Raw genomic sequence first — 11,093 nt, 5'->3', positions numbered from 1 at the left:
GCAGAGTCGACCGCGCTGCTTGAAGCATCGATAGCAGAAGAGCAAAAAGCGCGGATAGCGTCACTTGAGCAAGTTGTGACAGATGCAGAGCAGTCGCTAGCGCAAGCCAAGCAGCTGCTTGAGTCGCAGATGAGTGAGCAAAATCAATCACTCATCAGTCGCATTGATGAAGTGAAAAGCACCGCTGAGTCAGAGCTTGCAGAGTCGACCGCGCTGCTTGAAGCATCGATAGCCGAAGAGCAAAAAGCGCGGATAGCGTCACTTGAGCAAGTGGTGACAGATGCAGAGCAGTCGCTAGCGCAAGCAACCAAAACACTCAATGCAGCGCTTGGTGATCAAGAGGCGCGGATTGATTATCACGCTACGGCGTTTGTTGATAACAACGGTCAAGCCGTCGCGAAGGGCGGCATGACAACCAATGTCAACGGCAAAGTCACTGGCTTTGTTAGTAGCAACGATGGTAAGCAATCATCGCTCGACATCATTGCCGATCATCACCGCATCGGGGTCATGAACAACGGAAACTTCATTCCGTTGTTGTCGCTTGATAACCAGCTTCGCGAGTTAATTCTGCGCGGCCGGATGATATTGAGCGATGGCTATGAGCTGCATTCGAAAGAAGCAATCCAAGCGCAATCGGGTGCTGGCGTTTATACGCTAACGCTGCGCAACGGTGTGTTTCCGAGCGACGCGGTCGCGACTCAAGATTTCATCGGTGCGTATAAGCGCAAGCCAGTGCTTGATGATCACTTGACGTATCGCAATGCAGCGGGCAGTGCGTCGTCGATGAAGCGATTTAATGGCTCAGGCTGGACAGCGCCGACGATGATAATCCACGGCGATCAGATGACGCTTGGCACAATGCACGGCAATCGCTTGGTTGCAGGCACTGAAGTTGTTGCGCCGCACTTGCGCGGCGGAACCGGTGATTTCACTGGCAAAGTGACAGCAAAAGATGGTTCGTTTATCGATCAAGTCGAAGTTGGTTCCGCGGGCGGGTTTAGAGTCTTTATTCGCAAAGTCTCGAATCCTGGCCACAACGTGATTGTTGTTCAAAACCCAAACGGCGATGTTGTTTTTGCGTTGCAAGGCAACGGACATATTTATTCAGTTGGAGGAGGGCATTTAAACAATCTGACGATTGGCGAAAATTGTAATGTTTTAGGCAACTTTAAAGCAAATCAGATGATCGGCGATTTAGTTGGCGCGGAGATATTAACACTTTCTAGGCGTGAAGTCGTTGGAGAAAATAATGTTATCAACAATCGTTGGTCAACAATCGGCAGCGTTTCAGGTAAGAACAACACTGGTTACGAGGCAAATCTAGCCGTCATTCCTGCGGTTTTTGAAGTGTCTTGCAATGCAGCGGCCATGGTAAACAAGAGAGCAATAGGCTATTGCAGAGTCGTTTGTAACGGACAAGTGATCTCTCAATCAAGAGGTGATGTTCGCGTAGACGGTTTTAATAATCAATCAGGTTCGGCAGAAGAAAAAAACACTTTTAGCGGAGCTCCTGCAATTATTAAAATTCAGCCAGAACAATCATTTACAGTTACTGTTCAAGTTGTTGCGTGGGATGATCGAACTCGAAGTCATGTAAAAGCGGTTTCCGATAGCATTGTGCAATTATTTAGAAAAAGCTCTGCCTTTAACTAACCCCAAACCCAGCTTCGGCTGGGTTTTCTTTTAGCGAGATTATTATGGATTGGATTTATCTAAACGTGAGCGTGCAGAACAACTCTAAAGTTGTCACTGTGCACAATCAATCAACCGCTGGCGTTCGGGGCGGTGATGGTTTACTTATCCCAGGCTTTGGCTTGGTTCAAATTTCGGGCGTGTTTAGCGGCCAGCTTGAGCTAAAGCAACCTTGGACTAATGCATCACAGCAAAGCGCGCAAGCGGCCATCGTGCCAACTTTCGGCGATTTTGAAGGCGCTGCAAAAACAATGCGCGACTTCACTCAAACCACCCAAGCCAACTTTGCGGAAATGGAAAAATGGTGGACGCAAACTGGCACAGTCAAATTCAAAGGCCAGAACAACGTCGAGCATACAGTGCGCACTGCAAAGCAGATGGATGCAGACGTCAAAGCGATTGAGCAAGCCGGCAATGAAAAGCTGGCAGAACTCGAACAGCGTGCCGACCATGTTTACGATGAAGTGTCAGAAGCGATGATGACAGAGTTTAATCGTCGTAAAGCTCTGCGAGAGTCTATCAAGCAAAAAGCCACGCTCTCGCTCGATTTTGTAAATAATGAGCACAAAATCTATGGTCCGCTGGGTCTTGAGAAAAAGCCACTGACTGATATTTTAGTGACCGAGCGCGCGACAGCGGCAACGTATCAAAGTCCTTTTGGTTTGCGTGTTGCTGGGCCGAATACGCCTCGAATTCAGTACGATCCAGTTTCGGGCGAGTGTTTAGGTTTATTGTCTGAGCAATCGTCTGTCAATTTAGTCACTCGTTCTAATGACTTATCCAGAGGACCGTGGTGGGTGAATCCTACCGGTTCGCTATTGCGTGAGTATGATGAAATCGAAGGTGCTACAAAGATCACGGTTAACTCTGACAGTCCCTTTGCAAGTCTAATGGAAAGCTTCTCTTTTCCAGATGTTGATGATCAGCTTTACACTCTGAGTCTAAAGATAAAACTATCAGAAAAATCAAAGTTTAAAACTTTAGCGTTCGGTGAAAGCCGTGGCACTGATTCGAGAGCCCGCTGGAGACTAGGTATAGACGCAGGTTCGGGAGATGTAGTCGATAATTTTAATCTATTAAACTACAAGCACGAATATCATTCTGACGGATATCATTTTTACTCATTAACAATCTTAAACGATGGTAGCAGAACAATGAGACTCGCATTTACTCTTGCAAACACTGAGCATCAAGAGAATGACGAGTGCTCTTTGTTGGTAAAAGAGGTGAAATTTGAACGCGCAGCATTAGCGACATCTGCCATCATTACTGACGGCAGCGCTGTCACAAGAGACTCAGATACTCATCGTGTTAACGAACATGTTAACGATTGGATTCAAGGCACTATTTATCTTAGTCACGTTCATACTTCGCCGCCATCCCCGCTGCGTTGCCAGCATTATTATCTGACAGGTAAAGTTGTGGCTCGGGCAGGTGTAGGTATTGCCACGGAGTCTACCGGTTTAATTTTGCGTCGTAGAGTTGGCGATTCCGGTTTTCAGTTCACTTCGGATTTACTTATTCCCATTTCTGAAATGAAGGTTGGTGAGACTTATAAGTCGGTGCTTACTTTCTCAAAAAGTCATAATGGATTCCGTTTTTCGGTTTTCGTTAACGGAAAGCAAGTCATTAAAAACACGACCGCGCTTGATTTTAGCGAAGTCATACAAGATATCTTGATCGGACGAGTCACTCGAAGTGATTCAGCCCAGGGCGTGAGTTTAATAAAAGAGTTGACGGCCATTCCGCTTGAAATATCAGATGCCGAAGCTATGGAGATAACAAAATGATAGACATTATCGGAAAACTCTACGATGTATCTAATCCAGAATCTGAAAGCCCGACAGTTATTGAGCTCGATGGTTATCATGCAAACTCAACTCAGTTAGTCGAAGAATGGCAGCAATTTAAAGTGGAACCGACTACACCTCGCCGAACTTTTTTCGGCGTTCCTAGTTACTTTTATCGCTTCGCTGACGAGAGTGAGTTTCGAGAGCACTATCAAAACGATAGTGATGAAGAGTTTTAAAAAATACAGGTCTTATTTATAAGATGGTCAGGTTTCTGGCCATCTTCCTTTCTCCGCTATTTTCTTGCTAATCCCCCATTTTTTAGTTCTAATTACTGTATGTATATACAGCTTGGCAGGGCTAAAAATGTCTAACAATCAAAATCACTTAATTACTGACGATCTTTCTTGTACTATAAAAAACTTAGATGAATTTATGAGCTTTTTGTGCGCAGCAAGTGAAGATGACGACATGTGCGATCCAGGCTTAGCGCATGCGATACGCTTGGCCCGTGGCGCTAGCGGCTGGATAAGAAAGCATCACACGCGAGATCATTGCAAAGAAAAGCGATCATAGCAGGTGCAAAAGGCTGCATGCTGTGGTAGATTTATCTCAACTACCACTTAATGTGGTTTTTGGTTATTAAGATAAGACAAAACACGGTTTGAGTTGAGTTAGTTAAACAAAGGCAAGATTCAGATGGTGAAAAGCCCGGCGGCAAACCGGGCTTCTCGATAATTCGAGTCGCAACAAACAAAAAACAAGCGAAAACGAATTGATTGGCATTAATTAGTTTACTTGTTGCGGTTCCCCACTGCAAGCTTTGCCGCCAATTTTATAGGCGACAAATGAAAAAAGTTCAAAATAATCAGCGCAAATACTCCGACGCTGTTCGTTCGATACTGATCGGCACAGGTAAATCTAAGCTTGCTGAACCGACTAGACGCTTCATTGATAAGCTAACCGCTTATGCTGACAAGCCATTCTTGCTTAAATCACTCAACGCAGTTGATTGTCGCCAGCGCGATTCTCAGCGCCGTGTTCGCGCGCGCATGATCCGCGTATTAAGCACTATAATCACTTACTTGGATTGGTCGACATTCAGAATTGGCGTAGCAAAACCCAACGAACTTGATCCGATCAAGCACCGCTCGATGCGAAAACGATACGAAGCCATTTATGGTGAGGCAATGCCAGAGTCCAGCTGGTTTCGTTACATCGATAAGCTCGCTAGAGCCGGTTATCTTAATAGCCAAGCGATGGATCTGCGCAACGACGAAGGTAAGATAAGAGGCACAGCGGCTTACAAGTGGCTTACAGCGAAGTTATTCAAAGAAATCGGCTTTAAATCAGGCTGGCTTGATGAGCAGCGCAATCAAGCTCTCGATCGATTAAAGAAAGCCAAGCTTTCTAATGTGTGGCCAACTTACAGCAGCAAGCTGTCGCGACAAAAGCGAGCTGACGCTTTGAATGCTGAGCTCTATCAAACGGAGTCGCATCAATTTCAGTTTGATAGCGCTATTTTAGACGACCTTCCCGACGCTCATTTAACCCACTAGATCCCGCCTTTTTGATGCCGATTAATTTCGGTCAACTAACTGCGCCCCAAAAGAAAACCAACGCCGCTACAGGCTTCTGTGGCGGTTTTTTTTGCTTATTTTTAGGAGTTTACACAAGTAAATATCCACAAGTAAAAGATCTGCCCATCTTGCTTTGAATAACCTTTGTATAACCCATGTATACACATTATAAAAATGAGAGTTGATGATGATAGTTGATAGTGCAAGCGGTAAGTTCATCTTATAGAGTGATTACATTTAATTTATTAACAGGGTCCCTTTAATCCCTATTAATAAATTAAGTGGATCTCTTATTTTCATAAACTCAAAAAACTGTGGATAAACAAAGAATGATAATGCCTGGCCATTTCCTAGCTGAAGCTAGGGGCCAGATTTGAACGCTGAACATTTCTTTTGTCATCCGACCGTCAAGCTACATCTCACTCTGACAATCCAGTGGAATAAATGCAGAGCCTATCGCTTTAAATCAAACACAGAGGCCGCCAAGGCGCTTCGCGCGGCCTCGCAAGGGGATGGGGCAATATTTGAGCCAACTTTGGCTTTTTCATTTGCTTTATGTGAGTCAATAGATTGACAGGATATGCAAATCAATGATGAGATCGAGCGATAAAATAAAAAAGGATCATTGTATGAACTTAACGCCAAAATCAAGATTGGTATCTTTGTTACTGACGATATTTCTAGGGCCGCTCGGTTTGCTCTATTCTTCAGTGACCGGATCAATTATTTTACTGATATTAACGATTGTCACTTTCGCCTCAGTTGTCGGTCCGCTTTTTTTCTGGGCTCTGGCCATCGCGATTGGCGATCACTGCACCCATAAACACAACAAGAACATAGAGAGCATTAAAGAGCTGGTCGCAAACAAGGGGTGACAATGTCACCCTTTTTTATCCCCAAAATCTGGGCATAATTCTGGGGATGCATTTCTGTATCCCTTTCGTTATCTAGTCTTTGCGTTTATCCCCTTAAATTGATAGTTCTTTTGCGCCGTTCCGCTTTACTCGATTAAGAAGTGAGGGTAATATTTCCTTATTCACTCTGGAGGTGATTAAGAAGTGTCGAAAGTAAGGCTATCAAAAAACCAGAAAGATGCGCTTTTTGTTTTGGCGCTGCTCGAAGTCAATGGCAAATCAGGACCAATCTCGCTGGCCAAGATTAAAGACATGATTGCCACGTCACGAACTGGCGATCTGGATCCGTCGAATTTTCGCAAAGGGATTCATGTTCTTGGCAAGCGTGGAGTGTTAGACATCGGCAGGCTCTCCGATCTTAGCTTGTGCGTTCAGCTGTCGCGTTCCGGCCGACACGTTGCTGCCGGCATCTACCAGGAACGAACAGGTCAACAGATGGACCTGAAGCAACAGCCAGATGAACAAATGACAATATTTGATAATGAGTAAAGGGCAAATTATGGAATACACATACAACCCAAGAAAAACGATTCGCACCGCGTCCAGTGTAGAGAAAATCTATTCGACTGATCTTGGATTTATTGGAAGGCTAGAAAACGTTGATTACAAGCAATCTGATGGCTCCTGGAAAGCACAAGGTTCACGCTGGTTGATTAATGAAGATGATCCGGCGCTAATCATGGATAACGGCTTTAGCTCAGCCAAGCTTTGATAACTCGATCTTTTGGCGGTTTCGATGTAAATCCATCGCCAAATATCCCCGCCTAATATCTCACCAACTTTCCCACTAAAACTGTAATAAACTTTCAATTTAAATTTTCTCTCTCTAAGGCTTACTAAGCAGCGGTTTCGGACTTTAAATGCCAAGATGCAACCCAAAGCCCTTAAACCACCCACAAAACCGCTCGTTTAACATAATGGACATAATAAACACCGGATTATAGTGACCGCTTGCCAATTCTATGCACATCATCATTTCAACTAATTTTACGCTGATTTATCATCATTGAATTGATTGTGACGTGTCACGCTAGGGGATAAAAATGAAGTACGGCTATGTCGTTCACGATGACGACTTGGGGATGCAATTGATAGCGTTGGAAGAGTGCGATCAAATTGGTGATGACCTATCTGCAATATTGAACAATCTTAAATCAAACGATGAACTCGTGGTCTGGCGCATCGATAAGCTCGCCAGCAGCATTGATGGCCTTAAATTAGTTATTGATAGAGTGCATCATGCAGGGGCAACGGTAGCGTTGATTTATGAGCAAATAAGCTCAGTTCGAGGTAATGAGAGTCAATTAAGCCAACTGATCGAGTATATGAATAAAATAAAACTTTAGTCTGTTGTTTTGTCGCGGTACATCATCATGATCAAAGTGACAAGCACTGTTCTAATTTCCGGCGGCAGCGTTCTTGCAGCTGCTGCCACGTCCCAAGGCGTCGCCATTTCTATGCCAATCATGTCTAGCGATATGTCTAAATCAGTAACTTTAAGATTCTGAATTAACGCTTTGTAATGTGACATTTTAAGATCAGATTCACCACGTTCTATTCTCTGGTACGTTTTGAGAGAGATTCCGGCCATCTCTGCAAACTGAGCTTGTGAGAGGCCGGACGCCTCCCTGCGTTTTTTTAGTGCTTGTAGCAGCGGTACATATGACATTTATCACACCTCACAGGACAATTTGAGTTCTTTATCATTAAGTGTAGGACTATTTTGTCCTAGTGTATTTACACCACTAATCTCAAAGGGCATATTTCACGCCGAAAGCGATAGCAAAGCTATTGCACAGACCTACTTTAAGTTGTCTAGGTAATAATAAAAATGAACGATAAATGTAATAAAATGGCTCAAGAATCAATCAATAGCATTTGCTCAGACATGGAATCACTATTAAAAGTGATGGAGAGGGCGATTTTGTCAGGCGACGACGCAGAGAAAGAAATATCGGCAGGTATCACTTTGTTGAAACCGCTCGTTAATCAAATAAAAGGAGCTTATAAAGCGGCATAAAGAAAAGCCCTAGCTAAACAGCTAGGGCTTTATTGACTATGACCACTGGCCATTCGATAGCATTTTAAACACCGCCCGCTGGTACCATGAGGGTTTTGTTGACAGATATTCGATAAGCATACCCGCAGGAACGCTGGCAAGGTCCGTTAGACGTGTTCTTGATATTGCTGTATATTGTGCATGTGACATTTGATTGATTCCTTTTGATTGTGTGTTGCAATTAGCCGGCGGTGTGTGAGAGCCCTCCGGCTAACTAATTTTCGCTATAGCGCCCCGTCTCTTTCTAGCTTTTCGCGTATCGCTTCGATGATGTAAGCGCTGAAATCTAAGCTTGTTTTCCCTCCTTTTTTTAGCTCAATATGCTTTTCAAAATAACTGATCGGCACCGCTTTCAAGTGCTTTGATTTGGTTGCTGATCTGGTGTCAGCGCTATTTTCTTTCAGTGCTGCACTTTCTCCAACTTTACCTAAAGCATCCCAGTTTTTAGCCATGTGTATTCGCCTTAAATTATATATTCTTTGTGTATTTTATATGTATTCATTGGATATTTAAAGTGTATCCAAGGTGTATTATATTGATTCTATTCTAGCTTTAATTTCATCAACAAGCCGGACCATTTCTCTTGCTGCATCACTGTACTTTGTTGCTTTGTATTCTGTTACGCCCGCGCCGTTCGCCAGCGCATCAGGATAGTGCTTGCGGCGAGGTATTATTGTATCAAGTCGCTTCATGTGCTCCGCGTTTGCCAAAAACGCTTCGACATCTTCAAATTTTCGGCGGTTCGGATGGACGCGATTAAATAAAACATGGCCTGTAATGTGGCTACCCATTTCTTTACTGAGCTCCGCAAGCACTTGGTTAAAGTGACGCAGTCCGATTAATTCTGTTGTATCGTCATTAGCCGGCACAATGACGAGATCAGCGGCGGCCACGGCCAAACGGTTTACGTTGGAGTCAAAGCCTCCGCAGTCAATTAATATTGTTTTACCTTGATCAGATTGCTTTAGAACCGTCATCAGCTCAGCGCGACTGATGCAAGTGACTACTGGCAGCGCTTCATCACGCAGTCTGTTTAAGATAACTAAACTTTGATGCGTATCTTGATCGACAATGACATCCGGCTTGAGCAGCGCAGCCAAGTTAAGTGCTAGCGTAGTTTTACCCACGCCGCCCTTGTTATGTGCAATGGTAATTATCACCGTGTATATCCTCCCTTTGATATCCTTGTTATATATATAAGATATCATTGGGATATTCAATGGATATTTTATGTGTATTTAAATTCGGTGATTTATTGTGATTGTCATCACAACTTAGCACGCCCACTGTTAAGTTTTCTTGTAATGCCCCGAATCGGGGCGTATTATGTATTCAAAGGTTAGGGCAAAGGTGCTTAAACCTAAAAGCAAAAAAAAGGAAAATTAAAATGGTTACTGTAAATAAAACACGCGTTAAAAAACTGAAAGATGCTTTACAAGCTCAGTTAAATTTAATTGCAGCTAAATATAGCGCTGAACATCATGAGCTCGATTGCGATAACATGACTAAAGAAGATTATGAGCATTACATTGCGCTTGATCAGAGCATTGAGTTTTATAGAGAAATGCTTGGTTGTAATGACGACGTGGTTATCGTTGATAATTTATAGGGGATCAGAAATATGGAATATTCAGAAATCGTACAAGCTGTTGTAGAGCAGCATTTTTTATCCACGCCAAAATCAAGCCCGTTTTCCCCAGCGGAAGCGAAAGAAATTGCTAAAAAGGTTTATGAAATGATGGGCTGCACGTTTATTTCAGACGAAAAAGCAGCAGAAGCTTATCAACAAGCGGTTATCAACGGACTTTATGCGGCCGTGGCCACAATTGGCCAAGCTCGCGGCTTTGAAACTGGGTTTGTGTCGGGATTTATTGGCTTTGATATGAGCGGGAACTCAACAAGGTCTTATGAAAAAGGTCTTCATGGAGAGCTGGGAGCTGCCGCGTGGGACGCTGGGCGTGAGTTGGCACAGAGAAACAAATTTGATATTAACGAATGGCGCTGAGAGTAGTTGATGAAAAATAAAACCGAGCAATTAGCCGCGCTGGTTGCTCAAGCAGGAAGCCAGCGCAAGGCAGAGGCGATGATTAAAGCCGTTCGCGGCGCTGCGCCAAGCAAGTCGGCTATTGATAGGGCGGTAAAAGGTTCATGCACTGATTATACGATTCAGTGCATGATTGATGATTTGCAATTGGCGCTTTCGAGTAAAAATTAAAAATCTTCGCCGTTGTAGTTGGTTGGTATCATATCTTCTTCCTTTATAATGCCTTCTTGTATGACATTCACTTTCGTTAGCCAGCTTTGAGCAAATTCTTTTAGCTCTTCACTTGGCCTCAGCCCGCCGCGAGGCGAAGCGCACAGGTTTACCTGTTCGGTTTCGGGGTTGTATGTCATCAGCCCCCCGCGGCCAGACTGGTGAAGATAAAGCAGGGAGCGACCCTCGAAAATGTTTCCGTTAGCGTCTTGTATCTTGGATTTTTGTGGCCAAATGATTAAGTGGTGTTCGCCGTTATGGTACAGGCCGCTACCAGTATCGTGCGCGAGCTGTTTTTGTAACTGCGCTATTTTTCCGACCGCTTTATTTAAGCTTGATTTTAACTCTGTTATCTCTTTCCCTGTTTCTTTTAAATAAACTTCAAGCTGGTTAATTCGCTTATCTTTCTCAATCGCCTTGGCTTGCTGGCGTTTATTTTGCTCTTTAAGCTTTTTAGGGTTCAGTTTTTTTAGCTCTTTTAGCTCTTCGGTAAGCGAGCGGTTCATTAATTTTGTTCGCGCCAACTCTTGTTGTAAGCCTGTTGACTGGTTGGCCACTTGCTCGGCTTTTAGTGCCATTTCGCGACAAAACGCATTCTCATTCTTTAACTCTTCGATTTCGCTAATTTGAGTATGAGCTTGGCGTTTGTAGCCATCAAGTTGCTGTTGCAGCCTTTCATTTTCAGAAATAAGACGATCCCAGTCTGAATTTTGCTGGTTGTAAGTTTTCAAAAAAGCGTCAAGCAAGTCGTCAGCGCTGTGCTGCAATAGAGCTTCAATTGTGCTCAGCCGTTTAATTTCT

At 43.8% G+C, this 11,093-nt stretch carries 15 protein-coding genes and 1 pseudogene; 12 read left to right on the top strand and 4 right to left on the bottom strand.

Annotated features, from left to right (window positions below; genetic code table 11):
• From CAG60_RS05660 to CAG60_RS05625, 8 genes and pseudogenes are all read left to right on the top strand, one after another.
• A pseudogene (locus tag CAG60_RS05660) lies at window positions 1-1,656 on the top strand (hypothetical protein); the annotation flags it as partial.
• A 44-nt stretch (window positions 1,657-1,700) separates the two neighbouring features.
• Complete coding sequence (locus tag CAG60_RS05655) at window positions 1,701-3,485, top strand: phage head spike fiber domain-containing protein (protein ID WP_161425895.1); 1,785 nt, start codon at window positions 1,701-1,703, stop codon at window positions 3,483-3,485.
• Window positions 3,482-3,724 (top strand): hypothetical protein, encoded by a 243-nt coding sequence (locus tag CAG60_RS05650; protein WP_161425894.1) that lies wholly within the window; start codon window positions 3,482-3,484, stop codon window positions 3,722-3,724. Before CAG60_RS05655 ends, CAG60_RS05650 begins: the two co-directional genes overlap by 4 nt.
• A 609-nt stretch (window positions 3,725-4,333) precedes the next feature.
• On the top strand, window positions 4,334-5,044 hold the full coding sequence (locus CAG60_RS05645) for a hypothetical protein (RefSeq protein ID WP_161425893.1): 711 nt from the start codon (window positions 4,334-4,336) through the stop codon (window positions 5,042-5,044).
• Window positions 5,045-5,694: 650 nt separating this feature from the next.
• A complete protein-coding gene (locus CAG60_RS05640; RefSeq protein WP_161425892.1) occupies window positions 5,695-5,940 on the top strand; it encodes a hypothetical protein in 246 nt (81 codons plus the stop codon).
• 183 nt (window positions 5,941-6,123) lie between these two features.
• Complete coding sequence (locus CAG60_RS05635; RefSeq protein ID WP_161425891.1) at window positions 6,124-6,468, top strand: hypothetical protein; 345 nt, start codon at window positions 6,124-6,126, stop codon at window positions 6,466-6,468.
• A gap of 10 nt (window positions 6,469-6,478) precedes the next feature.
• Entirely contained in the window at window positions 6,479-6,691 is a 213-nt protein-coding gene (locus CAG60_RS05630) for a hypothetical protein (protein ID WP_161425890.1), read from the top strand.
• Window positions 6,692-7,022: 331 nt separating this feature from the next.
• The gene (locus tag CAG60_RS05625) at window positions 7,023-7,325 is read left to right on the top strand and encodes a hypothetical protein (protein WP_161425889.1); all 303 of its coding nucleotides are present in this window, start codon (window positions 7,023-7,025) and stop codon (window positions 7,323-7,325) included.
• Here CAG60_RS05625 and CAG60_RS05620 read toward each other — a convergent pair.
• Window positions 7,322-7,648: a helix-turn-helix domain-containing protein gene (locus CAG60_RS05620; RefSeq protein ID WP_161425888.1), complete on the bottom strand. Its 327-nt coding sequence runs from the start codon at window positions 7,646-7,648 to the stop codon at window positions 7,322-7,324. The genes CAG60_RS05625 and CAG60_RS05620 overlap by 4 nt on opposite strands.
• Window positions 7,649-7,810: 162 nt before the next feature.
• Here CAG60_RS05620 and CAG60_RS05615 point away from each other — a divergent pair, with 162 nt between their 5' ends.
• Window positions 7,811-7,999, top strand: a complete 189-nt coding sequence (locus tag CAG60_RS05615) for a hypothetical protein (protein WP_161425887.1) — start codon at window positions 7,811-7,813, stop codon at window positions 7,997-7,999.
• A 263-nt stretch (window positions 8,000-8,262) separates the two neighbouring features.
• Here the strand turns inward: CAG60_RS05615 and CAG60_RS05610 are convergent, their stop codons facing one another.
• On the bottom strand, window positions 8,263-8,490 hold the full coding sequence (locus CAG60_RS05610; protein WP_161425886.1) for a hypothetical protein: 228 nt from the start codon (window positions 8,488-8,490) through the stop codon (window positions 8,263-8,265).
• Window positions 8,491-8,568: 78 nt separating this feature from the next.
• Window positions 8,569-9,198 carry an AAA family ATPase gene (locus CAG60_RS05605; RefSeq protein ID WP_161425885.1) on the bottom strand — a complete coding sequence of 210 codons (630 nt, stop codon included), beginning with the start codon at window positions 9,196-9,198 and terminating at the stop codon, window positions 8,569-8,571.
• Window positions 9,199-9,425: 227 nt separating this feature from the next.
• Between CAG60_RS05605 and CAG60_RS05600 the strand changes: the two genes are divergently transcribed.
• Genes CAG60_RS05600 through CAG60_RS05590 form a run of 3 tightly spaced genes read left to right on the top strand, consistent with a single transcriptional unit; the run spans window position 9,426 to window position 10,253 of the window.
• Window positions 9,426-9,647: a hypothetical protein gene (locus CAG60_RS05600; protein WP_161425884.1), complete on the top strand. Its 222-nt coding sequence runs from the start codon at window positions 9,426-9,428 to the stop codon at window positions 9,645-9,647.
• 12 nt (window positions 9,648-9,659) lie between these two features.
• A complete protein-coding gene (locus CAG60_RS05595; protein WP_161425883.1) occupies window positions 9,660-10,043 on the top strand; it encodes a hypothetical protein in 384 nt (127 codons plus the stop codon).
• Window positions 10,044-10,052: 9 nt separating this feature from the next.
• On the top strand, window positions 10,053-10,253 hold the full coding sequence (locus tag CAG60_RS05590) for a hypothetical protein (protein ID WP_161425882.1): 201 nt from the start codon (window positions 10,053-10,055) through the stop codon (window positions 10,251-10,253).
• Here the strand turns inward: CAG60_RS05590 and CAG60_RS05585 are convergent.
• Window positions 10,250-11,059 (bottom strand): hypothetical protein, encoded by an 810-nt coding sequence (locus CAG60_RS05585; protein WP_161438458.1) that lies wholly within the window; start codon window positions 11,057-11,059, stop codon window positions 10,250-10,252. The two genes, CAG60_RS05590 and CAG60_RS05585, sit on opposite strands and share 4 nt — an antisense overlap.
• Between the last annotated feature and the right edge of the window lie 34 nt (window positions 11,060-11,093).

It is taken from the genome of Vibrio sp. V33_P6A3T137, from assembly GCF_009904835.1.
GTDB classification, from domain to species: domain Bacteria; phylum Pseudomonadota; class Gammaproteobacteria; order Enterobacterales; family Vibrionaceae; genus Vibrio; species Vibrio metschnikovii.
The sequence above is the reverse complement of the archived record's forward strand: the minus strand, read 5'-3'. Positions and strand labels throughout refer to the sequence as shown.

Coding starts and splice junctions, on each gene's coding strand:
- CAG60_RS05655 (WP_161425895.1), top strand. CDS start 1,701: ATGGATTGGATTTATCTAAACGTGAGCGTGCAGAACAACTCTAAAGTT.
- CAG60_RS05650 (WP_161425894.1), top strand. CDS start 3,482: ATGATAGACATTATCGGAAAACTCTACGATGTATCTAATCCAGAATCT.
- CAG60_RS05645 (WP_161425893.1), top strand. CDS start 4,334: ATGAAAAAAGTTCAAAATAATCAGCGCAAATACTCCGACGCTGTTCGT.
- CAG60_RS05640 (WP_161425892.1), top strand. CDS start 5,695: ATGAACTTAACGCCAAAATCAAGATTGGTATCTTTGTTACTGACGATA.
- CAG60_RS05630 (WP_161425890.1), top strand. CDS start 6,479: ATGGAATACACATACAACCCAAGAAAAACGATTCGCACCGCGTCCAGT.
- CAG60_RS05625 (WP_161425889.1), top strand. CDS start 7,023: ATGAAGTACGGCTATGTCGTTCACGATGACGACTTGGGGATGCAATTG.
- CAG60_RS05620 (WP_161425888.1), bottom strand. CDS start 7,648: ATGTCATATGTACCGCTGCTACAAGCACTAAAAAAACGCAGGGAGGCG.
- CAG60_RS05615 (WP_161425887.1), top strand. CDS start 7,811: ATGAACGATAAATGTAATAAAATGGCTCAAGAATCAATCAATAGCATT.
- CAG60_RS05610 (WP_161425886.1), bottom strand. CDS start 8,490: ATGGCTAAAAACTGGGATGCTTTAGGTAAAGTTGGAGAAAGTGCAGCA.
- CAG60_RS05600 (WP_161425884.1), top strand. CDS start 9,426: ATGGTTACTGTAAATAAAACACGCGTTAAAAAACTGAAAGATGCTTTA.
- CAG60_RS05595 (WP_161425883.1), top strand. CDS start 9,660: ATGGAATATTCAGAAATCGTACAAGCTGTTGTAGAGCAGCATTTTTTA.
- CAG60_RS05590 (WP_161425882.1), top strand. CDS start 10,053: ATGAAAAATAAAACCGAGCAATTAGCCGCGCTGGTTGCTCAAGCAGGA.